General features: G+C 71.8%; 25 protein-coding genes and 3 pseudogenes. 20 read left to right on the top strand and 8 right to left on the bottom strand.

Translation table 11 applies throughout. The features are described from left to right. Window positions 1-122 precede the first annotated feature (122 nt). From AC1WTP_RS18395 to AC1WTP_RS18415, 5 genes are all read right to left on the bottom strand, one after another. On the bottom strand, window positions 123-1,100 hold the full coding sequence (locus AC1WTP_RS18395) for an ATP-binding protein (protein ID WP_481650496.1): 978 nt from the start codon (window positions 1,098-1,100) through the stop codon (window positions 123-125). 117 nt (window positions 1,101-1,217) lie between these two features. Further along, complete coding sequence (locus AC1WTP_RS18400; protein ID WP_481650497.1) at window positions 1,218-2,243, bottom strand: LLM class flavin-dependent oxidoreductase; 1,026 nt, start codon at window positions 2,241-2,243, stop codon at window positions 1,218-1,220. 31 nt (window positions 2,244-2,274) lie between these two features. After that, entirely contained in the window at window positions 2,275-2,667 is a 393-nt protein-coding gene (locus AC1WTP_RS18405) for an SCO5389 family protein (protein WP_481650498.1), read from the bottom strand. 184 nt (window positions 2,668-2,851) lie between these two features. Continuing rightward, window positions 2,852-3,115, bottom strand: coding sequence for a type B 50S ribosomal protein L31 (locus AC1WTP_RS18410; RefSeq protein WP_481650499.1), 264 nt, complete (start codon window positions 3,113-3,115; stop codon window positions 2,852-2,854). Continuing rightward, entirely contained in the window at window positions 3,112-4,410 is a 1,299-nt protein-coding gene (locus tag AC1WTP_RS18415; RefSeq protein ID WP_481650500.1) for a CobW family GTP-binding protein, read from the bottom strand. The genes AC1WTP_RS18410 and AC1WTP_RS18415 overlap by 4 nt, the downstream gene beginning before the upstream one ends. A gap of 251 nt (window positions 4,411-4,661) precedes the next feature. On the opposite strand from AC1WTP_RS18415, the gene rpmB reads away from it, so the two are divergent. The 11 genes from rpmB to AC1WTP_RS18470 all read left to right on the top strand — a co-directional run bounded on the left by rpmB (window position 4,662) and on the right by AC1WTP_RS18470 (window position 14,324). After that, a complete protein-coding gene (rpmB, locus tag AC1WTP_RS18420; RefSeq protein ID WP_481650501.1) occupies window positions 4,662-4,898 on the top strand; it encodes a 50S ribosomal protein L28 in 237 nt (78 codons plus the stop codon). Further along, window positions 4,898-5,065 carry a 50S ribosomal protein L33 gene (gene rpmG / locus AC1WTP_RS18425; protein ID WP_481650502.1) on the top strand — a complete coding sequence of 56 codons (168 nt, stop codon included), beginning with the start codon at window positions 4,898-4,900 and terminating at the stop codon, window positions 5,063-5,065. The genes rpmB and rpmG overlap by 1 nt, the downstream gene beginning before the upstream one ends. Then, window positions 5,065-5,370 (top strand): 30S ribosomal protein S14, encoded by a 306-nt coding sequence (gene rpsN / locus AC1WTP_RS18430; protein ID WP_481650503.1) that lies wholly within the window; start codon window positions 5,065-5,067, stop codon window positions 5,368-5,370. The genes rpmG and rpsN overlap by 1 nt, the downstream gene beginning before the upstream one ends. Window positions 5,371-5,448: 78 nt before the next feature. After that, window positions 5,449-6,921: a choice-of-anchor M domain-containing protein gene (locus AC1WTP_RS18435; protein ID WP_481650504.1), complete on the top strand. Its 1,473-nt coding sequence runs from the start codon at window positions 5,449-5,451 to the stop codon at window positions 6,919-6,921. A gap of 90 nt (window positions 6,922-7,011) precedes the next feature. Further along, a complete protein-coding gene (locus tag AC1WTP_RS18440; RefSeq protein WP_481650505.1) occupies window positions 7,012-8,208 on the top strand; it encodes a WxL protein peptidoglycan domain-containing protein in 1,197 nt (398 codons plus the stop codon). Then, window positions 8,205-9,722 (top strand): anchored repeat ABC transporter, substrate-binding protein, encoded by a 1,518-nt coding sequence (locus tag AC1WTP_RS18445; protein WP_481650506.1) that lies wholly within the window; start codon window positions 8,205-8,207, stop codon window positions 9,720-9,722. Before AC1WTP_RS18440 ends, AC1WTP_RS18445 begins: the two co-directional genes overlap by 4 nt. Next, a complete protein-coding gene (locus AC1WTP_RS18450; RefSeq protein ID WP_481650507.1) occupies window positions 9,719-11,278 on the top strand; it encodes a TIGR03773 family transporter-associated surface protein in 1,560 nt (519 codons plus the stop codon). Before AC1WTP_RS18445 ends, AC1WTP_RS18450 begins: the two co-directional genes overlap by 4 nt. Continuing rightward, the gene (locus AC1WTP_RS18455; RefSeq protein ID WP_481650508.1) at window positions 11,275-12,024 is read left to right on the top strand and encodes an anchored repeat-type ABC transporter ATP-binding subunit; all 750 of its coding nucleotides are present in this window, start codon (window positions 11,275-11,277) and stop codon (window positions 12,022-12,024) included. The genes AC1WTP_RS18450 and AC1WTP_RS18455 overlap by 4 nt, the downstream gene beginning before the upstream one ends. 35 nt (window positions 12,025-12,059) lie before the next feature. Continuing rightward, window positions 12,060-12,884, top strand: a complete 825-nt coding sequence (locus AC1WTP_RS18460; RefSeq protein ID WP_481650558.1) for an anchored repeat-type ABC transporter permease subunit — start codon at window positions 12,060-12,062, stop codon at window positions 12,882-12,884. 139 nt (window positions 12,885-13,023) lie between these two features. After that, window positions 13,024-13,674, top strand: coding sequence for a choice-of-anchor M domain-containing protein (locus AC1WTP_RS18465; protein ID WP_481650509.1), 651 nt, complete (start codon window positions 13,024-13,026; stop codon window positions 13,672-13,674). Further along, window positions 13,671-14,324: a choice-of-anchor M domain-containing protein gene (locus AC1WTP_RS18470; RefSeq protein WP_481650510.1), complete on the top strand. Its 654-nt coding sequence runs from the start codon at window positions 13,671-13,673 to the stop codon at window positions 14,322-14,324. The genes AC1WTP_RS18465 and AC1WTP_RS18470 overlap by 4 nt, the downstream gene beginning before the upstream one ends. A gap of 335 nt (window positions 14,325-14,659) precedes the next feature. On the opposite strand, the gene pgi is transcribed toward AC1WTP_RS18470, so the two are convergent. Then, a complete protein-coding gene (gene pgi, locus AC1WTP_RS18475; protein WP_481650511.1) occupies window positions 14,660-16,294 on the bottom strand; it encodes a glucose-6-phosphate isomerase in 1,635 nt (544 codons plus the stop codon). 224 nt (window positions 16,295-16,518) lie between these two features. Between pgi and AC1WTP_RS18480 the strand changes: the two genes are divergently transcribed. Beyond that, a complete protein-coding gene (locus AC1WTP_RS18480; protein WP_481650512.1) occupies window positions 16,519-17,970 on the top strand; it encodes a glucose-6-phosphate dehydrogenase in 1,452 nt (483 codons plus the stop codon). A gap of 454 nt (window positions 17,971-18,424) precedes the next feature. On the opposite strand, the pseudogene AC1WTP_RS18485 reads toward AC1WTP_RS18480, so the two are convergent. Beyond that, window positions 18,425-18,733, bottom strand: a pseudogene (locus tag AC1WTP_RS18485) (inorganic phosphate transporter); the annotation flags it as partial. A 59-nt stretch (window positions 18,734-18,792) separates the two neighbouring features. Further along, window positions 18,793-19,437, bottom strand: a complete 645-nt coding sequence (locus AC1WTP_RS18490) for an arsenate reductase/protein-tyrosine-phosphatase family protein (RefSeq protein ID WP_481650513.1) — start codon at window positions 19,435-19,437, stop codon at window positions 18,793-18,795. Window positions 19,438-19,634: 197 nt separating this feature from the next. Between AC1WTP_RS18490 and AC1WTP_RS18495 the strand changes: the two genes are divergently transcribed. The 8 genes and pseudogenes from AC1WTP_RS18495 (at window position 19,635) to AC1WTP_RS18530 (ending at window position 23,055) form a co-directional block, all read left to right on the top strand. After that, window positions 19,635-19,940, top strand: coding sequence for an ArsR/SmtB family transcription factor (locus AC1WTP_RS18495; RefSeq protein ID WP_481650514.1), 306 nt, complete (start codon window positions 19,635-19,637; stop codon window positions 19,938-19,940). Next, window positions 19,940-21,037 (top strand): ACR3 family arsenite efflux transporter, encoded by a 1,098-nt coding sequence (gene arsB, locus AC1WTP_RS18500; protein ID WP_481650515.1) that lies wholly within the window; start codon window positions 19,940-19,942, stop codon window positions 21,035-21,037. Before AC1WTP_RS18495 ends, arsB begins: the two co-directional genes overlap by 1 nt. Then, complete coding sequence (locus AC1WTP_RS18505) at window positions 21,034-21,234, top strand: hypothetical protein (protein ID WP_481650516.1); 201 nt, start codon at window positions 21,034-21,036, stop codon at window positions 21,232-21,234. Before arsB ends, AC1WTP_RS18505 begins: the two co-directional genes overlap by 4 nt. 20 nt (window positions 21,235-21,254) lie before the next feature. Then, on the top strand, window positions 21,255-21,665 hold the full coding sequence (locus tag AC1WTP_RS18510) for an arsenate reductase ArsC (protein ID WP_481650517.1): 411 nt from the start codon (window positions 21,255-21,257) through the stop codon (window positions 21,663-21,665). Further along, window positions 21,662-22,093: an NAD(P)/FAD-dependent oxidoreductase gene (locus tag AC1WTP_RS18515; protein ID WP_481650518.1), complete on the top strand. Its 432-nt coding sequence runs from the start codon at window positions 21,662-21,664 to the stop codon at window positions 22,091-22,093. The genes AC1WTP_RS18510 and AC1WTP_RS18515 overlap by 4 nt, the downstream gene beginning before the upstream one ends. Beyond that, window positions 22,090-22,215, top strand: a pseudogene (locus tag AC1WTP_RS18520) (NAD-binding protein); the annotation flags it as partial. The gene AC1WTP_RS18515 and the pseudogene AC1WTP_RS18520, both read left to right, overlap by 4 nt. A gap of 13 nt (window positions 22,216-22,228) precedes the next feature. Continuing rightward, window positions 22,229-22,453: pseudogene (locus AC1WTP_RS18525) on the top strand (FAD-dependent oxidoreductase); the annotation flags it as partial. A 26-nt stretch (window positions 22,454-22,479) separates the two neighbouring features. After that, on the top strand, window positions 22,480-23,055 hold the full coding sequence (locus AC1WTP_RS18530; protein WP_481650559.1) for an NAD(P)/FAD-dependent oxidoreductase: 576 nt from the start codon (window positions 22,480-22,482) through the stop codon (window positions 23,053-23,055).

A 23,055-nucleotide genomic window follows, 5' to 3' on the forward strand; every position in this document is an offset into this window, starting at 1 on the left:
ACCACCTGATGCCGCCCGAACCGTCCGTCGGAATCTGAAGCGGGCGAGCCGCCTCAGGAGCGCGGCCGCATCCGCCGGCCCGCTGCGGCCGATGCGCCTCCTCGTGGGTGTGTCCCTGCGGCTCAGGCGGTCACGGCTGTCGGCACGCTGAGCGCCGGTGCGCCCATGCGGAAGTCGGGGTCGATCTGGGTGGCGAGGTCCATCCCGGTGCGGTCGTTGCCCCAGGCAGCCGCGTTGCGGCGGTGGAACTCGTGCGCCCACCGGGTGAACCGGTCCCAGTCCTGGCCGGTGCGGTCCACGCTCTCGGTCAGCTGGGCCAACACCGCCCGGTTGGCCGCCTCCAGCTCGTCGAGCGGGCCGACCGTGCCCCGCTCCGCGCGGCGCACGTAGGCCGATCGGGACGCCCAGGTCAGCAGGTCCGCGCCCACGTGTTCCCGCAGGAACTCGACGTCGCCGGCGTCCTCCACCTTGTTCCCGACGACGGACAGGGCCACGTCATAGTCGCGGGCGTAGCCTGCGTACTGCCGGTATACGCCCACGCTGCGTACCGTCGGTTCGCATACCAGGAAGGTGCGGTCGAACCGGGTGAACAGGCCGGACGCGAACGAGTCGGCGCCCGCGGTCATGTCCACCACCACGTACTCGCCCGGTCCGTCGAGCATGTGGTTGAGCATCAGCTCCACCGCACCCACCTTGGAGTGGTAGCAGGCGACGCCGAGGTCCTCGGGAGCGAATTCACCCGTCACCGCGAGGCGTACCGGGCCGACCGGGCGGACGCAGGAGGTGTAGATCGGGTTCTCTTCGGCGACGCGCAGCAGCCGCGAGCCGGCGCCCGGCGGGGTGGTCTTCATCATCTCCGCAGCGGAGCCGATGCGCGGGTTGCTGCCGCGAAGGTACTCCTTGATCGCGGGCAGGTGCTCGCCCAGCGGTGTCATCTCCGCGACGGCAGCGGTCGGTCCGCCGAGAGCGACGGCGAGGTGCTGATTGATGTCGGCGTCGATGGCGAGCACAGGCCGACCAAGCTCGGCGAGATGCCGGGCGAACAGCGCGGCCAGGGTGGTCTTCCCGCTGCCACCCTTGCCGACGAATGCGACCTTCACCGCTCATCCTCCGGGGCACCGTTAACAGCAACCGTTTTCATGAGCGGTACTGTAGCGGGCGTTCCGGACCCGCCGGGGTGAAAGCCGGCGCGTGTCGCCCGAGCGGCTGTGCTGGTGTCACGCCACCTCCGCGTGCAGCGGCTGGTCCGTGGGCAGGCCGAGCACGTCCGAGGCGAGCCGTCGCAGCGTCCGCACGGTGGTGTCCCGGCCGCCGGCCGCCTCGACCATCAACAACAGGTGCCGGACCCCGGGCAGTGCCGCAGCCTCGGCGAGCGCCTCCCGGCAGCGCTCGGGTGACCCGATCGGATGGATGTCGATCAGCCGCCGCACGTACGCGTCGATGTCGTGCGAGCCGCTCCGAGCACCGTCCAGCCGCACGTACTCGCGGGTGCCTGCCAGCAGCGGGGGCAGTCCGGCGCGCACGGTGCGCGCCGCCTGCTCGTCGCTGTCCTCGACGTGCGCCACGTGAGCGCTGGCATGCGCGATCAGTTCGGGGTCGTTGCCGTGGGCGGATGCCACCCGGGCGTACCGGTCGAGCAGGTCTGCCTTCTCGTCGGGCGCGGCGTGCAGCCCGAGCAGCAACGGCATACCGAGCCGGGCGGCGAGGTCCACGGTGGTCGGCGAGGTGGCGGCGATCCAGACCGGGATCCGGCGCCGGGGCCGTGGCACGACCCGTACCGGCCGGAACGGGAAACGCTGGTTGCCGGCCACCGTCCTCGCGCCGGACAACCACCGGGCCAGGACGTCCAGGGACTCGGCGAAGCCGGACTCGAAGCGTTCCAGGCCGGTGCCGAAGACCTCCAGATCCACCCACGGGCCGCCGCGCCCGACGCCGAGCAGGAACCGGCCGCCGGAGAGTTCGTCGAGCAGGGCCGTCTCCTCGGCCAGGGCGACCGGATTGCGGTTGGACAGGATGCAGGCAGCGGTGCCGACGGTGATCCGGCGGGTGGCGCCGAGCAGGTGCGCGGCGAAGGCCAGTGCGGAGGGGCACACCCCGTAGGGGATGAAGTGGTGCTCGGCGATCCATACGCCGGCGTAGCCGGCCTGCTCCGCCGTCCGGCCGTAGTGCTGGGCGTCGGCGAGAGCACCTGCGTGCGTGGAGCCGGGGCGCTGCCCGGCGAGCAGGAACAGGTGCGTCGACACCGCCCGCTCCGCTCGCCGGGCCGCGGGTGGGTCAGCAGTCACGCAATTCGGGGGACTGGTTGAGCAGTTGCCCACGGGTGGAGACGAACCGGCGGTAGGTCTCGGAGTCGACGGCGCCCGGTCGGAACGCCGCGACGCGGTGACAGTTCTGGAACGCCAGCTTCACGCCGAAGTGGCGCTCCAGGCTGGACCGGATCGCGTCGCTGGCCAGGGCGCGCAACAGTTGGCCCCGCTCGGCCTCGGTCGGCGGCGGGATCACGTTGTCGGCGAACTCGGCGTCGGACGACTCCAGGTCCGCGGCCACCCGGCTGACGGTCTGCCAGGCGTACGGCAGCGAGTCGCGCACGCAGGCGACGAAAGCCTCGTCGTCCACGGGACCGGTTTCGGCGGCCTCGAGCAGGGCTGGCGGCACAGTGAGAGACATGCTCCTCCTCACGCACGTTAACGATCACGGTTTCCGTTACCGTTATCGGCTGAGCACACCACGTAACGCTCGACCCGTCAATGGCCTGCCGCGTGTCGCCGCGGGTCGCGGCGCGTCACCCGACCGCGGCGCATCCCGGTGCGAGCACGGGCCCGCACCGCGTGGACGTGCGGGCCCGGCGATGTCAGGGCGGTGGCTGAGGGCCGCGCCGGGCGTAGCGGGCGCGGAACCTCTCCACCCGACCGGCGGTGTCGAGCAGTCGCTGCCTGCCGGTCCAGAAGGGGTGGCTGGCGGAGGAGATCTGGACATCGACGACCGGGTACGTGATGCCGTCGGTCCACTCGATCGTCTGCTCGCTGCGGGCGGTGGAGCGGGTGAGGAAGGCGAAGTCGGCGGCGCGGTCGCGGTAGACGACCGGCCGGTACTCCGGGTGGATGCCGGGCTTCATGTGGTGTCTCCTCCGGTGTTGACGGTCGGTGCGGACGGGGCGAGGTCGGCCAGCGGGAAACAGCCGGCGAAGGGATCCTGGTAGCGCCGCCAGATCTCCTCGCCGTCGGCGAGTTCGGCGTCGGTGAGCAGGCAGCGGGCGAGGGCGAGGTGCAGTGCGGCGGGGTCGAGGTCCAGGCCGATGAAGACCAGGTGCTGGTGGCGGTCGCCGTAGTAGGGATCCCAGTCCAGGGCGGCGGCCAGCCGGCGGTGGTCGGACACCTCGTCCCAGTACGGGTCGGGCAGGGCGGCCAGCCAGCGGCCGAGTGAGCCGAGGGCGAGGCCGCCGCCGGCGAAGTCCCAGGCGATGACCGTGTCGGGTTGGCTGGCGAGCCAGAGGTGCCCGCGGGAGCGGACGACCTCGGTATTGGCGTCTTCGAGGACGTCGTGCAGGCGCCGGGGGTGGAAGGGCCGTTGGGCGCGGAAGACCACGGAGACCACTCCGCAGTCGGGGTGCGGCTCGTGCACACCGAGGATGTGGCCCTCCAGGCCGCGGGACAGGACGCCGGGGGTCTCGGGGCGGTGCCGGAGGGTGCCGCGGAGTTGCCGGGTCAGCGCGCCGGCGTCGACCGGGTCGCCGTCGACGCGGACCTGCGCCGCCCACGGTGCCATCCGCTCCAGCAGCACCGACAGGCGGCTCGTGTCGTACGCCCCCTCGCGGGACTGTCCCCACAGGACGAGGGTGTCGGCGTACTCGATCTGCCGGACGATGACGTCGGCGAGCGCCCGGTCGTCATCGTCGGCGGCCTGGATACCGAGGGTCTTCAGGTCGTCGGTGCTGGCCAGCCCGTCGAGCACGTGCTCGGCGTCGACCACGGTCACGTAGGAGTCGACGTGCAGCAGGTCGGTGATCGGGGCGCCGTCGACCAGGCAGTGCGCGCAGACGGCGGCGACGGCCTCCGGCTCGACCACCTCGGGCAGCATCAGCAGCAGGTCGCGGTGCGGGTGCGTGCGGGCGAGCCGGGCGAGGGTGGGCAGCACGTCCTCGCGCAGGGTGCAGGAGACGCAGCCGTGCGCGAGCCTGATCCGCTCGTCCTCGAGCACGCCCGCACCGTCCCGGACGACCCGGTGCACGGTGCCGGCGGCCAGGTCGGTGAGGTCGTGCCGGACCAGCAGCAGTGCCGGGTCCGCGGCGAGCAGTGTGCGGGCGGCGGCGTACGTCGCCGCCGGCCAGAAGCCGCTGAGCACGGTCAACGACGGCCGGACCTCGGCCGTCGGAGCCCCGGGCTCGGCGGGCGCGAGCGGGGACGTGGACATCACATTCCTCTCGACACTTGTTGAAAACGATTGTCATTATAGGCAGATGATCCGTGGCGAGCGACAGGCGGGGCCTGCCCTGGCGGGCGTCGCGTCGGTGGAAGGCGGGTGACGCGATGGTCGCCCTTCATCGGCGGGCACGCCGCGGTGGTCGGAGGTCGTGGGGGACCCCGGGTGAAGGTCGCCCGATCGGCCGATGTAGAAACGAAAACGATTTTCGTTACGGTCAAGCCCGACTGGAGGAGTGAAACGTGTCCCGACGCTGTGACGTCACCGGCGCGAAGCCGAGCTTCGGCAACGCCGTGTCCCACTCGCACCGGCGCACCCGGCGCCGGTGGAACCCGAACGTGCAGAATCACCGCTACTGGCTGCCCTCGGAGCGCCGGTGGGTGCGGTTGACCCTGACGGCCAAGGCACTGAAGACAGTGGACCGCAGGGGCATCGAGACGGTCGTCGGGAAGCTGCGCGCCCGAGGGGTGAGGGTCTGATGGCCCGGCAGACCGATGTCCGCCCGGTCGTGCGGCTGCGCAGCACCGCCGGCACCGGCTACACGTACGTCACCCGCAAGAACCGCCGCAACGATCCGGACCGGCTCGTCCTGCGCAAGTACGACCCGATCGTGCGCCGGCACGTCGAGTTCCGCGAGGCACGCTGATGGCCCGCAAGAGCCTCGTGAACCGGCAGGCCCGACGCGAGGAACTCGTCGCCCGGCACGCCGAGCGCCGGGACGAGCTGAAGCGGCTGATCGCCGGCCCGGACACCGACCCGTCCGTGCGGGACGACGCCGTCCGCCGGCTGGCCCGCCTGCCCCGCGACTCCAGCCGCGTGCGGTTGCGCAACCGGGACGTGATCGACGGCCGCCCGCGCGGCGTGCTGGCCCGCTTCGGGCTCTCCCGGGTGCGGTTCCGGGAGATGGCACTGCGCGGCGAGTTGCCCGGCATCCGGAAGGCGTCCTGGTGACCACGCCGCCCGCTGGCGGGTCACCGGGAGTTTGACGACATCGGCCCGCCGACTGGTGCGGGCCGTGAAAGGGGAGGAATGAACATCGCCATCCGGCCGCGAGGCATCGCGGCCCTGATCGCCGGGGCGGTGGTCGCCGCCGGCGTGGTGCTGGCGCCGGCCACGGCGTCGGCCGCCGACCGGGTGATGCTGTCCAGGGGGCACACCGACGCGGTCGATGTGCACTACGCCGACGGAGAACTGTCCCTGAAGGTCAACGACGACACGATCAGCCCGTCGGTGATCCGGGATCCGGCGGACGTCACGTTCCAGGTGCTGCCGCAGGCGGCGATGCCGGTGCCGGACGACCCGCGGTTCGCGTTCCTGGGACCGGCCGGTGCGCGGATCTGGCTGCTGCCGATGACGCAGGACCCGGACCTGCTCTGGCCGGGCTGGAACACCACCCGGCTCGCGTCCGGCGTGTTCACCGGCAATCAGGTCAAGCTCAGCCTGGTCGACGTCGCCGGGCCTGGTGAGGTCAGCCTGTTCATGCAGGACGCGTTCGGCGGACCGCTGGTGAAGTTCCGCAGCGACGACGGCCTGCCGGACGCCCTCGACGTGCCGGTGGGCACCCACGCCCACGCCAACTGGGCGTTCACCGCGCTCGGCAGCTACACGCTGACGTTCCGCGCCGACGCCACCCTCACCGACGGCACGGCGGTCAGCACCGGCCCGGTGCGGTACTCCTTCCTGGTCGGTGAGCCGCCGACCGGCACCCCGGGGGTGTCGCTGGCGGTCACCGGCATGGCTGACGAGTACCAGCCCGGCGATACCGTGACGCTCAACGCGGTACAGACGCCGCGGACCGAACTGGACCACTACCACTGGTTCAGCCGCTGCCCCGGCACCGACGAGTTCGCGGTGATCCCCGGGGAGGCGGGAGCCGCCTACACGTTCACCGCCATCCGGGAGCTCAACGCCTGCGAGTACGTCGCGAAGCTCTACGACGACGACCACACCGTCGTCGCCACGAGCGAGCCGGTGTCGCTGTGGGTGGCGTTCCCGCCGCAGGAACCGGGCGCGTCGCAGACCATCACCGCGTCGATCGACGCGACCGCCGGGGCCCTGACGATCAGCGTCAACCCCGACGACCGGGCCGTGGTGCTGCCGCCCGCCCAGCTCAACGCGAGCGGCGACCGGTGGGAGAGCCGGGGCGAGCTACGGGCGGTGACGGTCACTGACACCCGGGCCGCCAGCCCCGGTTGGAGCGCCTCCGGGCAGATCCCGCAGGACTTCACCGCCGACGGCGGGGCCACGTTCAGCGCCGGCTACCTCGGCTGGACGCCACGGGTGCTCAGCCGGGGCACCGGCCAGGGAGTCGTCCCCGGCCCGGAGGTCGCCCCGTACGTCGTCGGGGCCGGCGGTGGCCTGGGCGCCAGCGCTGTCCTCGGGTCCGCGCCCGAGGGCGCGGGTCGAGGCACGGCGCAGCTCGGCGCCGGGCTGCGGCTGAGCCTGCCCACCGAGACCGCGGCGGGCACCTACACCGCCACGCTCACCCTCACCGCGATCTGAATCGCCGGCGCCTGGGGCGGGGCGCAGCTCCCGCATCCCGCCCCAGGCATCCGACCAACCTTTCGCACCCTGAAACGGATCACCGACCCTATGCGCCTGACCGCCGCCGTCGCCGCGGCCCTCGTCCTCGCCGTCGCCACGCCACCGCCCACCGCCACGCGAACCGCACCGTCCGTCCCCGCGGCCCTCGCCGCCGCGGCCCCCGTTCCCACCCCGTCACCCGATGGCACCGCCCCCGTCGCACCACGAGGTCCGGGCGCGGTGACCGTCGGCGTCGTTCCCTCCACGGCCAAGGGACCCGACGGGCGGTCGGCCTTCACCTACAAGCTCAACCCGGGCGTCACCGTCACCGACCACGTCGGCATCGTCAACCACTCGGCGCGGCCGGTCACCGTCGCCGTGTACGCCAGCGACGCGTTCACCACGGCGCAGGGCGGCTACGACCTGCTGCCCGCCGACTCCGCGCCGGTCGACGTCGGCGCCTGGGTGCGGTTGCCGCGGCGGACCGTCACCATCCCGTCGACCTCGCGCCTGGACATCCCGTTCACGCTGACGGTTCCGCGCAACGCCACCCCCGGCGACCACGCGGGCGGGATCGTCGCCTCCCTCGCCGGCACCAGCACCGACGCGCTGGGCAACCAGGTCCGCGTCGACCACCGGGTCGGCTCCCGCATCTACCTGCGGGTGGCCGGGCAACTGGCTCCCGGCTTGCGCATCGAGGACCTGCGGGTGCGGCACACAGGCTCACCCAACCCTCTCGCCGGGGGCACGGTGACCGCGACCTTCACCGTGCGCAACACCGGCAACGTGCGCCTGGCCGGCGTGCCGTCGCTGCGAGTGGCCGGCCCGTTCGACCTGCCGTCCCGTACCACCGACGCCGCCGCGCTGCCGGAGATCCTGCCCGGCGGCGCCCTGCGTGCGACCGTCCGCATGACCGGGGTGCCGCCCCTGGCGTGGATGTCCGCGCTTGCCGCCGTCCGGCCCCGGCCGATCGCCGATCAGGTGCTCGACCCCCCACCCGCCACCGCCACCGCGGAGGCCCGCTTCTGGGCACCCCCCTGGCCCCAGACCCTCCTGGCCCTCGGCCTGGGTCTTGCCGGATGGGCCGCGACCGCCGTCCGCCGCCGACGGCGACGGCACCTCGCCCTCGCCATCGAGCAGGCCCGCGCCGAGGGACGCGCCGACGCGGCCGGCGGTCCCGCGCCCGCCGGGCCGGCGGCCGCCGGGGCATCCACGACATCGACCGCCACGACATCCACGCACCACACGGGGAAGGACGATTCATGAGACGCACGCGCCGGGCCGGCGCGCTCGCGCTGGCCCTGACCATCGCCGCCGCCGGCTGTTCGCCAGGGGCGGCGGGCCGCGACGGCCGGGTGACGGTGGCGGTGACCACCGAGATCATCGCCGATCTCGCCCGCAACGTGGGCGGCGACCGGATCACTGTGGAAACCGTCGTGCCGCCGGGCGGCGACCCTCACTCCTACGAACCGACCCCCGCCGACGCGGCGAAGGTCGCCCGCGCCGACGTCGCCTTCACCAACCACCTCCTGCTCGAAGAACACGCCCTGATCAAGCTCTTCGACACCAACGTTCCCGACGGCGCCCCGAACATCAGCCTGGCCGAGAATGCCGAACAGCACGGCGCGACGCTGATTCCGCTGGTCGAGGACGTCGGCCTCGACGTGCTGTGGCTCGGCCTCGCCGTGCGCGGCAAGGGGCCCGGTCGGGGCGCCGACGTCCGGCTGTCGGCCACGGCGGTCGAGGGTCCCGGGCAGTTCGCGGTGTACCTCACTGACGCGCTCGGCCAGCCGCAGGTCTACTACAACGCGGCCGACGGCCTCGACACCGCCGATGTGGCCGTGCTGCCACCGGACGCGCACACCCACGTCAACTGGGCGTTCACCGAGCCGGGCGAGTATCGGGTGACCCTGTCGGCGCAGGTCGACCCGGGCGACGGAACGCCCGCCCGCCCGCTTGGCACGGGCACCGTCGCCTTCGCCGTCGGCGTCGATCCGCAGACGCTCACCGGGCACGGCCGCACCCGCGTACTGGACGCCGGGCACACCGACCTCGCCGTCGACCTGGACACCGCCCAGGTGTTCGCCCGCACCGACGAACAGGGCGACATCCCGGCCGAGCAGGTCGTCATCGACGTGCCCGACCGGGCCGTCGAGGAGGTGCCCGACGACGACCGGTTCGCTTTCCTCGGCCCGCCCGGAACGAAGGTGTGGCAGCTCCCGCAGGCGGTGCTCGGCAAGCACGTCCACGGTGAGATCGACCCGCACCTGTGGCAGGACGTTCGCAACGCCAAGGCCTACGTCCACGTCATCGCCGACACCCTGGCCAAGGTCGACCCCGACGGCCGGGACACCTACCGCGCCAACCGCGACCGCTACCTGCCCGAACTCGGCGACCTGCACGCCTACGTGTCGACCCGGCTGGCAATGCTCCCCCCGGAGCGGCGGCAGCTGATCACCACCCACGACGCGTTCGGCTACCTCGCCAAGGCGTACGGACTGACCGTGGCCGGGTTCGTCGTGCCCAACCCGGCGCAGGAACCCAGCGCCGCGCAGGTGACGAAGCTGACCCGGACCATCCGCGACCTCAAGGTGCCCGCGGTGTTCATCGAGCCGAACCTCGCCGCCCGCGCTGGCGTGCTGCGTCGCGTCGCCACCGACCAGGGCGTGGACATCTGCCTGGTCTACGGCGACGCCTTCGACGCCAACGCCACCAGCTATGTCGCCATGATGCGGCACAACGCCGACGAACTCCTGCGCTGCCTGGGAAGGAAAGCATGACCATCAGAGGAATCCGTACCGGCGCCACCGTCCTGGCTCTCGCCGTCCTCACCCTGACGGCCGGCACCGCGCCGGCCGGCGCCACCCCGCCGACCGTACCGCCGGCGGGCGCCGACCTGCTGTCGGTCGCCCTCGACGACGGCGCGCTGTCGCTGCGGGTCCGCGACGCCGTCCAGACCAGCCTCGGCCTCCCCGGCCACGCTTCGGACGAGATCGACATCGACGCCTCCGGTGGCGCCGCCGGCCGCGTCCCGACCGGGACCTCGTTCGCCTTCCTCGGTGAACCCGGCCGCGCCGTGTGGTCGCTGACCAGCGGGCACCACGGATTCCCGCAGCTGGACGCGACCGGCGTGCCTCGGGGCATCACCGTCGACGACGAGGTGCGGGTGTCCCTGCGCTCGGTCGAGGGACCCGGCCGGTTCACCGTCCACCGCCTGTCGGCACTCGGCACGCCGACCCCGCTGCTCGGCAGCGACCCCGCCGCACCGAAAACGATGCGACTGCCCGCCGCCACCCGCACCGGCCCCACCGTGTGGATGTTCGACACCCCGGGCGGGCACGAGCTCATCCTCACCGCCTCCGCGACCCTACGCACCGGCGTGAGCGTCTCCGCCGAGAAGACCTACCGAGTCGTCGTACCCCCGATCACGCCGTCCTCCGCCGTGCCTCCGCCGGCGCTGGCGGCAGTGACGGTCGAACCGGCGAATCCGGCGTCGGTCGCGCCGCGCGCGGCGGCTCCGCCGGCCTCGGCCGCCCCGCAGGCGCCCGCCCGGTCGCCCGTCGCCGCCCGCGCCGGTGAGCGGACGGTCATCTCCGACGGACACCTGGACATGGGGCCGCAACTGACCGGCGACACCTTCACCATCCGGATCAAGGACGACACGGTCAGCCCGGCGGTCTGGCGCGAGATGGCCGACGTCGTGCTCCAGGTCAAGGACAACGCGAAGATCACCGTGCCGGCCGGCGCCGATTTCCTCGGCAAGCCGGGCGACACCGTCTGGATGCTGCCCCAGTCCCAGCAGGCCGGCATCATCTGGCCCGGCTGGAACACCCAGCACGAATCCGTCGTCTCCGGCACCAGGGGCAACGTGACCTGGACGCTCAGGGGAGTCGACGGACCAGGCCGGTTCGCGCTGTTCCTCACCGGCGCCTTCGGCAAACCCGACGTGCTCTTCGACTCCGCCAGGTCCTTCCCCCAGCAGATCAGCATCGCCCCGAACACCCACGCCCACGGCAACTGGGCGTTCGGCAAGCCCGGCATCTACCGGCTCGCGGTGCAGATGAGCGGCACCACCACCGCCGGCCGGGCGGTCAGCGACACGAAGACGCTCACCATCGCCGTCGGAGGCGGAACCGATCCGGACCGCGGCTTCGGCGGCGGGGACACCGACGCTCCCGCTGGGAGCAACGACGCCGGGGGGCCGTTGCCGCGTACCGGCGCGGGCTGGGTGCTGACCGCGGCCGGCGTGGGTCTGGTGCTTCTGCTGGTCGGAATGCTGCTGGTCCTGCTCTCCCGGCGTCGCCGGGCCAGCGCTCGCGCGGCGGACTCCGCATGACGGCGGCGCTACGGGTGGAGTCGCTCTCCGTGCGGCTGGGGGAGCGGCTCGCCGTCGACCAGGTGGACCTCACCGTCGGGGCCGGGGAACTGGTCGGCCTCATCGGCCCCAACGGCGCAGGCAAGACAACCCTGCTCCGGGCGGTCCTGGGACTCACCCCGGCCGAGTCGGGACAGGTCTGCGTGGTCGGCGAGCCCGCCGCGCGGGTCCGGCGCCTCGTCGGGTACGTGCCCCAGCGCCACGAGTTCGCCTGGGACTTCCCGGTCGACGTGGCCGGCGCGGTGCTGACCGGGCGGACGCGGCAGATCGGCTGGCTGCGCCGGCCGAAACCGGCCGACCGGGCCGCCGTCGCCGAGGCGCTGGACCGGGTCGGCCTGGCCGACCTGCGGAAGCGGCCGATCGGCCAGCTGTCCGGTGGTCAACGCCAGCGGGTGCTCGTCGCCCGGGCCCTCGCCACGCGCCCGGCGGTGCTGCTGCTCGACGAACCCTTCACCGGCGTCGACGCACCCACCCAGGAACTGCTCACCACCCTGCTCGGCCGGCTCGCCGCCGACGGGACGGCGGTGCTGATGACCACCCACGACCTGCCGGCGGCCACCGTCACCTGCACCCGGCTCTGCCTGCTCAACCGGCGCATCGTGGCCGAAGGGCCACCGGAGGACCTTCGCGACCCCGACGTGTGGCTGCGCGCCTTCGGCGTGGCCTCCTCCGCGCACCTGCTCACCACGCTGGGGGGAACGCCGTGATCGACCTGCTCACCGAGCCGTGGCAGCACGTGTTCATGCAACGGGCCTTCGCCGTCGCCGTGCTCGCCAGCATCGTCTGCGCGGTGGTCGGCACGTTCGTGGTCCTGCGGGGAATGGCCTTCATCGGAGACGCCGTGGCCCATGCCGTGTTCCCCGGTGTGGCGGTCGGCTACGTGCTCGGCGCGAACCTTGCCCTGGGCGGGGCGGTCGCGGGCGTGGTGACGGCCCTGACCATCGCGGTGGTGTCCCAGAACCGGCGGCTCAAGGAGGACACCGTCATCGGCGTCTTCTTCGCCTTCGCCTTCGGCCTCGGCATCGTCCTGGTCAGCACCCAGAGCAGCTACACCGGTGACCTCGCGTCGTTCCTGTTCGGGCAGATCCTGGGCCTGTCGGACGGCGACGTGCTGACCGTCGCCGTGGTGGGCGCGCTGCTCATCGCGGTCACGTTGCTGCTGCGGAAGGAACTGGTCACCGTCAGCCTGGACCGGGAGACCGCCGCCGCAGCCGGCCTGCCGGTGTTCCGGCTCGACGTCACCCTGTACGTGATGGTGACCCTGGCCATCGTCATCTCCTTGCAGGCGGTCGGCAACATTCTCGTCCTCGCCCTGCTCATCACCCCCGCGGCGGCGGCGCGGATGCTCACCGACCGGCTCGGCGTGATGATGGCGCTCGCCGCCGGCATCGGGGCGTCCTGCGCGGTTGTCGGCCTCTACCTGTCGTACTACTACAACCTGGCTTCCGGCGGGCTGATCGTGCTGACCCTCAGCACTGTCTTCGCCGCTTGCTGGCTCGCCGCACCCCGCTACGGCCTCCTGAGCCGCCGCCACCGGCGGCCGTCACCTGCCGCCGCGTCCGCCTGACCCCGACCGCCCGAGCGCCCGTGTCGACCCCGCTGCGAGCCGACACGGGCGCTCGGCTGTCCGCGCTCTTCCATCGCTTAATAGAAACGACTATCGTTTCCATGCCGACTCCACCGGGGAGCCGGGAGAGGAGTGCCACGTGCGCAAGCCCATCCGCCTGCTGCTGGCCGCCGGGGCGGTCGCCGCAGGATTGGTCACGACCGCGCTGCCCGCGCAGGCCGCCACGACCGCCGTCCTCAACGCCGGCCACATCGACCTGATCGACATCGGCTACGAGGCCGGCGAACTCGAGGTCGGCGTCCACGACGAGGACAACGACATCGAGTACGCCGCCGGCGACGTCGCGTTCGTCGTGAAGCGCCAGGCCAGGGTGACGGTGCCCAACGACCCCGCCTTCGCCTTCCTCGGCGCGCCCGGGGTGTCGAAGGTGTGGGTCCTGCCGGAGATCCAGAACACCGACCTCATCTGGCCGGGCATCGCCACCGAGGAGATCGAGTCCGGGATCTTCGCCGACGACTCCGTCACGCTGACCGTGCAATCCGTCGCCGGACCCGGCGAACTCGCCGTCTACACCGAGAACGCCGTCGGACAGCCCACCATCCTCGTCGACAGCGGGGACGGCACCCCGGACGCGATCGCCCTCACCGTCGGCGCCCACACCCACGCCAACTGGGCCTTCGACAAGGCTGGCGCCTACTGCGTGACCGTCCAGGCCGCCGGCACCATCGCGGCCACCGGCGAACGAGTCACCTCCCAGCCGGCCGTGCTCCGCTTCACGGTCCAGCGGTGACCGCCATGCGAACCCGACACCGACTCCTGGCCGGTCTCGCCCTGACCGCCGCGCTGCTCGCCGGCTCCGCCACGCCTGTCGCCGCCGCCCCGGTGGTCCTGTCCAGCGGGCACGTCGACGTCCTCGACATCGACTACACCGGCGGCGCGCTCACCGTAGACGTGCTCGACGAGACCACCGGCGTGGCCGTCGAACGCGACCCCGCCGAGGTTGTCTTCCAGGTACCGGGCGCCGCCAAGGTCACCGTGCCCGGCGGATCGGCCTGGTCCTTCCTCGGCGCCGGCGGTCAGGCCTGGGTCCTGCCGCAGAGCAGCACCTCGGGACTGCTCTGGGCCGGCTGGAACACCGCCGGAATCCCGTCGAACGTCTTCCAGAACAACCGCGTCACGGTCAAGCTCACCAATGTCATCGGACCGGCCGGCTTCAGCGTCTACACCGTCTCCGGCGGCACTCCGACCGTGCTGTTCGACAGCGGCAACGGCCTGCCCGACAGCCTCAACGTCAACCGCGACACCCACGCCCACGTCAACTGGGGCTTCGACGCCGCCGGCACCTACGCGGTCACCCTCGAGGTGACCGGCAGACTCGCCACCAACGGCAGCACCGTCACCGCCGGCGCGACGACCTTCACCTTCGAAGTGCTGGCCTGACCTACTGCACCGGCAATCCGTCACCGTCTCGCCTTCCCGCCGAGGTAGGGGTACCTCGGGGCGGCGGAGCCGGCCGGCGCGAGGCCCCACCCACCCGGGTCAGCGCCGGCCGGGCCGGGCAGCGGCAGTCGATTTGGACGCGGCGGTCGTCGAGCGTCCGGCCCGGGTGGAACGGGAGCGGCACTACCACGTCGCCGTCCTGAACCGACCGGCACCGCCGGCACCACAGGCATCCTTCCGCTTCTTCGGCTCCGCTTCGAAGTCCTCGACCGCGAGCCGCCAGACCACCGCCAGTCTCCTGGCGGCGTACGGGTCGGCCCCCGCCGCGACCGGCGTCAGGCGCGCCTGCGCTGGCGCCGGTACCGGCTGATCAGGGCGGCGGTGGACGAGTCGGTGTCGCCGAGGTCCGGATCTGTGTCGGCGAGCAACGGTGCGAGCTGGTTGGCCAGCACCTTGCCCAGCTCGACGCCCCACTGGTCGAACGGGTTGATGTTCCAGATCGCGCCCTCGGTGAACACGATGTGCTCGTAGAGGGCCACCAGCTGCCCGAAGGTGGCCGGGGTCAGCCGCGGGGCAAGGATCGAGGTGGTGGGGTGGTTGCCCGCCATCATGCGGTGTGGCACCAGTTCCGCCGTGGTGCCCTCCGCCGCCACCTGCTCGGCCGTGCGGCCGAAGGCCAGGGCGGCGGTCTGGGCGAAGAAGTTCGACATGAACAGGTCGTGCATGTCGCCGATGTCGTGGTTCGGCTCGCCGAAGGCGATGAAGTCCGCGGGCACCAGCCGGGTGCCCTGGTGGATCAGCTGGTAGAAGGCGTGTTGGCCGTTGGTGCCGGGCTCGCCCCAGAAAATTTCCCCGGTGTCGTACGAGACTGCGCCGCCGTCCACCGTGACCGACTTGCCGTTGCTCTCCATGGTGAGCTGCTGCAGGTACGCCGGGAGCCGGTGCAGGTACTGCGAGTACGGCAGCACGGCGTGGGTCTGAGCGCCGAGGAAGTTGGTGTACCAGATGTTGAGCAGCCCCAGCAGCACCGGCACGTTGCGCTCCAGCGGCGTCGTGCGGAAGTGCTCGTCCACGGCGTGGTAGCCGGCCAGCATGTCCCGGAAGCGCTCCGGTCCGATCGCCAGCATCACCGACAGGCCCACCGCCGAGGGCAGCGAGTATCGGCCGCCCACCCAGTCCCAGAAGCCGAACATGTTCTCCGGGTCGATGCCGAAGTCGCGGACTCGCTGCTCACTGGTGCTGACCGCGACGAAGTGCCGGGCGACCGCCGTCTCGTCCTCACCGAGCCCGGCCAGCAGCCAGCGCCGCGCCTGGTGGGCGTTGGCCAGGGTCTCCTGGGTGGAGAAGGTCTTGGAGACCACCACGAACAGCGTCGTCGCCGGGTCCAGATCCGCGATCGTGTCATGGATGTCGGCTGGATCGATGTTCGACACGAACCTGCAGGTCAGGCTCGGGTCGCGGTATGCCTTCAACGCCTCGTACGCCATCACCGGCCCGAGGTCGGAACCGCCGATGCCGATGTTGACCACGGTGCGGATCCGCTCACCGGTCTGTCCGCGCCACTGCCCCGAGCGCACCCTCTCCGCGAAAGCCGTCATCCGGTCCAGCATCTCGTGCACGCCGGCGACCACGTCCTGCCCGTCCACGGTCAGCGAGGCACCGCGGGGCAGCCGTAGCGCGGTGTGCAGCACGGCCCGGTCCTCGCTGGCGTTGATATGCGCGCCGGAGAACATCGCGGCGATCCGGTCGGCCAGCCCGACCCGATCGGCCAGCGCGGTGAGCAACCCGAGCGTGGTGTCGGTGACCAGGTTCTTGCTGTAGTCCACGTACAAGTCGGCCATCTCGAGGGCCAGCCGCTCGCCGCGACGCGGGTCGGCGGCGAACAGGTCGCGCAGGTGGATTCCGCGGATCTCCTCGGCGTGCCTGCGCAGGGCCTGCCACTCGGCGGTGGTGGTGACGTCCGCAGCCATCAGGTCGATCGTCTCCCTCTGAAGCATCGGCAACCCGTCGGCATTCGGCCCTCCGACGGAGCAGGTGACTTCAGCCTGCCATCACAAAGATCAACGTGCGAGCCGGACGGGACAACTCTCGGATGCCGATCCCGCCCCGATCCGCGCCTGTCTCGACGCGCGGAACGGGATTGTGTCCGCGCAACAGGCACGTACCCGCCCGACCGGCGGGGCAAGGTGGGTGTATGACGATATCGACCCCGAGTGCCGCCGGTTCCGTGGCCGACCGTCCCGCCGGGGACCACGTACCCCAGACGCTGCTGTTGCTGGGCGCCAGCGGTGACCTGGCCGCGCGCCTGCTGCTGCCCGGGTTGGCTCGGTTGGTGGCCACCGGCGCCCAGCGCGACCTGCGGCTGATCGGCAGCGGCATGGATGACTGGGACGACGAGCAGTGGCGTCGCCGGGTGGCCGACTCCTTCGCCACGGTGGGTGCGGACGGACCACGGGAGACCGAGGTGATCCGCGCCGCCCGTTACCTGCCGGCCGACGTGACCCGGGAGGAGGACCTGCGGCGGCTGCTGGCCGCCTGCCACGGCCAGCTGGTGATCTTCTTCGCGCTGCCGCCGACGATCACCGCCCGGGCCGCCGCGGCGCTGGCCCGCATCGGCCTGCCGCCAGGGACCCGGCTGATGCTGGAGAAGCCGTTCGGCACGGACGCCGTTTCGGCGCGGTCGCTCAACGACATCCTGGCCGGGCTCGTGCCCGAGGACCAGGTGCACCGTATCGACCACTTCCTCGGCAAGTCCACGGTGGTGAACATCCTCGGGCTGCGCTTCGCCAACCGAATCTTCGAGCCGCTGCTCACCTCCGCGCACGTGGCCTGCGTCGACATCGTCTTCGACGAGCCCCTGGGACTGGAGGGCCGCGCCGGCTACTACGACGGCGCCGGCGCGCTGGTCGACATGGTGCAGAGCCACCTGCTGCAGGTCCTCGCGCTGATAGCGATGGACCCACCGCCCACCCTCGATGCCCGGGACCTGCGCGGCCGCAAGGCCCAGGTGCTGCGGGCCACCCGGGTCTGGGACGACGACCCGGCGAGGTGGAGCCGGCGCGCCCGGTACACGGCCGGGGAGGTCGCCGGGCGCCGGCTGCCCGGGTACGTCGAGGAGCCGGGCATCGACTCGACCCGGGGGACCGAGACGCTGGCCGAGGTGGTGCTGGCCGTGGACACCTGGCGCTGGGCGGGCGTGCCGTTCCGGCTGCGCTCCGGCAAGGCTCTGGCCGGCAAGCGCAAGGAGGCCGTCATCACCTTCAAGCAGCCGCCCCGGGTGCCCACCGGACTCCTCGGGTACGACCAGCCGGACCGGTTGCGGATCGGCTTCGGCCCGGACCGGCTCGGCCTCGACGTCAACATCAACGGCCCGGGCAACCCCCTGGAACTCGATCACGTGCACCTGGTGGCCGACTTCGGCCCCGGCGAGTTGCCGCCCTACGGCGAGGTGCTCCGGGCCGCCTTCGACGGCGACCCCACGTTGTCGGTGCGGGGCGACACCGCCGAGGAATGCTGGCGCATCGTGGAGCCGGTGCTCGACGCGTGGCGGTCGGGGGCGATGCCGTTGCAGGAGTACCCGGCGGGCAGTCACGGCCCGAGCGACTCCCTCCTAACCCCGGCACCGGGCCAGGTGCGGCGTCACTGACGACGGTCTCGACCGCCGGTGCGACCCGGACGCCCCGGCGGAGCCCCACGGCCGGGACGAGCCCTCGCCGGTGGGCGCAAGCCGGCCCAGGTTTTCTCAGGCCCTTCGCTTACCCTTCAGCCCACCGATGGATCCTTCGCTGCCTGGGACTCCTAAAAGGGGAGGGAGCCAGCGAGGCGGGTGGTAACTGCCGGGTAGTGGTGTACCGGTACCAGCGCGGCCGCGACGGGCATGACGATTGGAAGCTGCTTCCTGACGAGCGGGCTCTTGTGGCGTCTGGCCGTCTAGCGGTTCTTGCTCTCTACGCCTCGTGCGAGCGCGACTATGCCTGACAAAGCGAACCCGAAAGCACGCCGGGCCATCCACAGGCCGCCAAAGGTGGTGCCGCCGGGGGTCAAACCGGGCGACCTGAGCGGCTTGAGGAGGCGTAGGGCGGCATTCCGAGCCGATCATATGACGGCAACCCGAAGTACCAGGTGAGCAGGTTCCAGCCGATCGCCCCGACCAGCGCGGCGAAGACGACGAGGAGTCCGTCCTCGCCGGTGGGGGTGGCGATGATGCCGGCGCCGACGGTCTGCGCGACCCCGGTGCTGATCAACGCGCCGACGAGGTTCATGACCGCCGCCATCCCCAGCGCGACGCGGGGTGTCAGCGCCCGCGTGCCGATGGAGGTGGCGATGGCGTTCGCCGCGTCGTGGAAGCCGTTGGTGAAGTCGAAAGCCAACGCGATGATCACGATGGCGGCCAGCCAGGCCAGCTCCATGGGTCGTCCTTCGTTCTTGCCCGGCTGTGCCGCAGGGGTGGCGTACCCGGCCGCCGTGGTCAGGTGTTGTCGCTGGCCCTGACGGCAGGGGCGAGCCGGTCGATGCGGTCGGCGAGTTCGCGGTAGGCGGCCTCGAACGCCTCGTCGGTGTCGGCCGGTGCCGGGTCGGCCACCGACCAGTGCAGGTGCGCGGCATCGCTGCCGAGGTTCTCGTGCGCGTTGTCGCACACCGCCACGACGAGGTCGTCGGATCGGACGACGTCGGCGACGTGCACCGGGCGGGGGTGCGCGACCACCAGGCCGTGACGCTCTGCCGTGCGCAGGGCACGGGGATGCACACGCGGTGCGGGATCGGTGCCGGCCGAGGCGGCGGGGACGCTGCTGCGGTGCGCCCACAGTGCGGCGGCGAGCTGGGAGCGGGCGGAGTTGTGCGTGCAGACGAACACGACCCGGGGCGCGGTCCGGGTGGGAGCGGGTAGCAGGTCGTTGAGCATCTCGGGCACCAGCCGCACGTAGGTGCGACGCCGGTCGCCCTCTGATCGGTGCCGTACCACCAGACCGCTGTCCTGGAGCACCTTGAGGTGGTGCGCGGTCAGGTTGGTCGGCATGTCCATGCACCGGGCCAGCTCCCCGGGGGAGGCGTCACCGACGAGCAGGGTGTCGATGATGGCGAGCCGGGCGGGATCGCTCAGCGCCGCATGCATCCGGGCCCTAACCTCAAGGGACTTCCGCTCACCTGTCATTGACTCAATCTCCTTCGACTCAACCCTCGCTGTCAAGTATTGTTGCTTCCGAGAGGAAGCTGCGGAGGCACACGGACGGCTTTGTCCGGTTTCAGGCTCCCTGTCGGCTCAGAGGGGCCGATTGGACGGACGCCTCGCGGGCGTGCTTACATCATTGCGTGCTGATATCACACGCGCCTGATGTGATCCGGTTGCTGGCGGACCCGCTGCGCGCGCAGATCGTCGCGCTGCTCGCCGACGGGCCCGCCTGCACCTGTCACCTGGTGGAGGACACCGGCGCCAAGCAGCCCAACATCTCCAACCACCTCCGACTGCTGCGGGAGGCCGGCCTGGTGGTCGCCGAACCCCGCGGCCGGTTCACCTACTACCGCCTGGTGCCAGAGGCGCTCGAAGCCGCCGCCAGCCACCTGACCGACATGGCGCGCCACGCTCGCGCCCGTTCCGACGCCCGCAGGGAGTGCTGATGACCAACACCGACCAGCGTTCAACCGGGACGCAGGTGGTCGTCGCCCGCCTGTCCCGCCTCGATCAGTTCCTCCCGATCTGGATCGGCTTGGCGATGGTGGCCGGTCTGCTGCTCGGGCGGCTGATTCCCGGCCTGAACAGCGCCCTGGACGCCGTCAAGATCGGCGGCATCTCCCTGCCGATCGCCCTCGGCCTGCTGATCATGATGTACCCGGTGCTGGCCAAGGTCCGCTACGACCGGCTCGACACGGTCACCGGTGACCGGCGCCTACTGTTCTCCTCGCTCATGCTGAACTGGATCGTCGGGCCGGCGGTGATGTTCGCCCTGGCGTGGATCTTCCTCGCCGACCAGCCCGAGTACCGCACCGGCCTGATCATCGTCGGGCTGGCCCGATGCATCGCCATGGTCATCATCTGGAACGACCTCGCCTGCGGCGACCGCGAGGCCGCAGCCGTCCTGGTCGCCCTCAACTCGGTGTTCCAGGTCCTCGCCTTCGGCCTGCTCGGCTGGTTCTACCTCACCCTGCTGCCGCAGTGGCTCGACCTGCCCGGCGCCGAGCTGACCGTCTCCGGCTGGGACATCGCCGTCAACGTGCTCATCTTCCTCGGCATCCCGCTGCTCGCCGGATTCCTGACCCGCCGGCTGGGGGAGCGCGCCAAGGGCCGCGACTGGTACGAGGGACGTTTCCTGCCGAAGATCGGCCCGGTCGCTCTCTACGGGCTGCTGTTCACCATCGTCATCCTCTTCGCCCTGCAGGGCGACGCCATCACCTCCCGCCCCTGGGACGTGGCGCTGATCGCCGTGCCGCTGCTCGCCTACTTCGCGATCATGTGGGCCGGCTCCTACGCCCTCGGCCGGGCCATCGGCCTGAACTACGAGCGCACCACCACCCTGGCGTTCACCGCCGCCGGTAACAACTTCGAGCTCGCCATCGCCGTTGCCATCGGCACGTTCGGGGTAACCAGCGGTCAGGCCCTCGCCGGGGTCGTCGGCCCGCTGATCGAGGTTCCGGTCCTGGTGGCGCTGGTCTACGTCAGCCTCGGCCTGCGCCGCCGCCTCTTCCCAGAGATCACCGCGCCGTCGGCGATCCGATGACCTGCCTGGACTGCGGCGCCGCCGGCGTCGGGATCTGCACCGGGTGCGGCGCCGCGGTCTGCCGCGACCACGTCGTGGTCACACAGGTGCGCCTGACCCGCACCGCACCCGTCAACCGGCCGGTGACGGTCGAACCACCGGCACGCCAGTTGCGCTGCACCACCTGCAACGCCGCCCACCTCGCCGCCACCAACTGACACCACCAAGGAGTGCAGGAATGAGCGACAAGCCCACCGTCCTGTTCGTGTGCGTCCACAACGCCGGCCGCTCCCAGATGGCCGCAGGCTGGCTGCGCCACTTCGCCGACGACGACGTCGAGGTCCGCTCCGCCGGCAGCGAGCCCGCCGACCAGATCAACCCCGCCGCCGTCGAGGCCATGCGGGAGGTCGGCATCGACATCACCCACCAGACCCCGAAGCTGCTGGAGTACGCCACCGCCGAATCCTCCGACGTCATCATCACCATGGGCTGCGGCGACGTCTGCCCGGTCTTCCCCGGCAAGCGGTACGAGGACTGGACGCTCGAAGACCCCGCCGGCAAGGGCGTCGAGGCCGTCCGGCCCATCCGCGACGACATCCGCGACCGGGTCCAGCAACTCGTCCGCGAACTCGTCCCGGACCGGGCGTGACCCGGCTGCTGATCATCGGCGGCAGCGACGCCGGGATCTCCGCGGGGCTGCGCGCCCGCGAACTCGATCCCGGCGTCGCACCGCTGCTGGTCGTCGCCGACGCCTACCCGAACTACTCCATCTGCGGCATCCCGTACCACATCTCCGGGGACGTCCCCGACTGGCGCAACCTCGCCCACCGCACCCACGCCGACCTGGAAGCGGCCGGTCTGCGACTGATGCTGAACACCCGGGCCACCGCGATCGATCCCGCAGCCCGGCAGGTCACGGTCACCACCCCGAATGGCGACGAGCGGCGGCTGGACTACGACAGCCTCATCATCGGCACGGGCGCCGAGCCGGTGCGCCCGCCCATCGCCGGCCTGGACCAGCTCGGCCCTGCCGACGGCGTCCACGTGCTGCACACCATCGGCGACACCCGCGCCTGACCGCCACCCTCGACCGGACGCCCCGGCACGCGTTGATCGTCGGCGCCGGCTACATCGGCCTGGAGATGGCCGAGGCGCTGCACGCCCGGGGCCTGAAGGTCACCGTCGTCGAGCAACTGCCGCAGGTCCTGCCCGACGGTCGACGCGGACCTCGCCGGCCTCGTCGCCGAGGAACTGGACCGCCACGACGTCGAGGTCCGAACGGGCATCGCCGTCACCGCCATCGATCGCGCGCCGAACGGTCGCTTGGTCGTCGCCGGCCACCGCGCGAACGAGCCGCAGGACGCCTTCAGCGCGTCCGTTGACCTGGTGCTCGTGGTCGTCGGCGTGCGGCCCGACACCACTGTGGCCTGGTCCGCCGGCGTCGCGCTCGGCGTGCGGACGCGATCGCCGTCGACCGGCAGATGCGCACCAGCGTGCCCGGTATCTGGGCCGCCGGTGACTGCGTCCACACCTACCACCGCGTCCTCGACACCGACGCCTACCTGCCGCTCGGGTCGACGTCACACAAGCAGGGCACGGTGGCAGGGGATAACGCCATCGGCGGGCGACGCACCTTCGCCGGCTCCGTCGGCACCCAGGTCGTCAAAGTCTTCGACCTGGTCGCCGCCCGCACCGGGCTACGCGACCAGGAAGCGGCACAGGCCGGCTTCCACCCGGTCAGCCACCGCACGACCGCCGACGACCACAAGGCCTACTATCCCGGCCCCCGGCCCATCACCATCACGGTCACCGGCGACCGAGGCAGCGGTCGCCTTCTCGGCGCGCAGCTGATCGGGCACCGCGATACGGCCGTCGCCAAACGCGTCGACGTCTACGCCACCGCACTGCACCACACGATGACCGTCGACCAGATCAGCGACCTCGACCTGTCCTACACCCCGCCGCTGGGCAGCCCCTACGACGCCGTCCAGGTCGCCGCCCACCAGTGGGTGCTGCGGCAGCGCCCCCGCACCGTCTAA

The organism is Micromonospora sp. R311 (assembly GCF_056780015.1).

Bases quoted from the DNA above. Each gene is read 5' to 3' on its own strand.
- AC1WTP_RS18405 (WP_481650498.1), bottom strand. From the start codon at position 2,667: ATGTCTCTCACTGTGCCGCCAGCCCTGCTCGAGGCCGCCGAAACCGGT.
- AC1WTP_RS18410 (WP_481650499.1), bottom strand. From the start codon at position 3,115: ATGAAGCCCGGCATCCACCCGGAGTACCGGCCGGTCGTCTACCGCGAC.
- AC1WTP_RS18415 (WP_481650500.1), bottom strand. From the start codon at position 4,410: ATGTCCACGTCCCCGCTCGCGCCCGCCGAGCCCGGGGCTCCGACGGCC.
- rpmG (WP_481650502.1), top strand. From the start codon at position 4,898: ATGGCCCGGCAGACCGATGTCCGCCCGGTCGTGCGGCTGCGCAGCACC.
- rpsN (WP_481650503.1), top strand. From the start codon at position 5,065: ATGGCCCGCAAGAGCCTCGTGAACCGGCAGGCCCGACGCGAGGAACTC.
- AC1WTP_RS18435 (WP_481650504.1), top strand. From the start codon at position 5,449: ATGAACATCGCCATCCGGCCGCGAGGCATCGCGGCCCTGATCGCCGGG.
- AC1WTP_RS18440 (WP_481650505.1), top strand. From the start codon at position 7,012: ATGCGCCTGACCGCCGCCGTCGCCGCGGCCCTCGTCCTCGCCGTCGCC.
- AC1WTP_RS18445 (WP_481650506.1), top strand. From the start codon at position 8,205: ATGAGACGCACGCGCCGGGCCGGCGCGCTCGCGCTGGCCCTGACCATC.
- AC1WTP_RS18450 (WP_481650507.1), top strand. From the start codon at position 9,719: ATGACCATCAGAGGAATCCGTACCGGCGCCACCGTCCTGGCTCTCGCC.
- AC1WTP_RS18455 (WP_481650508.1), top strand. From the start codon at position 11,275: ATGACGGCGGCGCTACGGGTGGAGTCGCTCTCCGTGCGGCTGGGGGAG.
- AC1WTP_RS18460 (WP_481650558.1), top strand. From the start codon at position 12,060: ATGCAACGGGCCTTCGCCGTCGCCGTGCTCGCCAGCATCGTCTGCGCG.
- pgi (WP_481650511.1), bottom strand. From the start codon at position 16,294: ATGGCTGCGGACGTCACCACCACCGCCGAGTGGCAGGCCCTGCGCAGG.
- AC1WTP_RS18480 (WP_481650512.1), top strand. From the start codon at position 16,519: ATGACGATATCGACCCCGAGTGCCGCCGGTTCCGTGGCCGACCGTCCC.
- AC1WTP_RS18490 (WP_481650513.1), bottom strand. From the start codon at position 19,437: ATGCATGCGGCGCTGAGCGATCCCGCCCGGCTCGCCATCATCGACACC.
- arsB (WP_481650515.1), top strand. From the start codon at position 19,940: ATGACCAACACCGACCAGCGTTCAACCGGGACGCAGGTGGTCGTCGCC.
- AC1WTP_RS18505 (WP_481650516.1), top strand. From the start codon at position 21,034: ATGACCTGCCTGGACTGCGGCGCCGCCGGCGTCGGGATCTGCACCGGG.
- AC1WTP_RS18510 (WP_481650517.1), top strand. From the start codon at position 21,255: ATGAGCGACAAGCCCACCGTCCTGTTCGTGTGCGTCCACAACGCCGGC.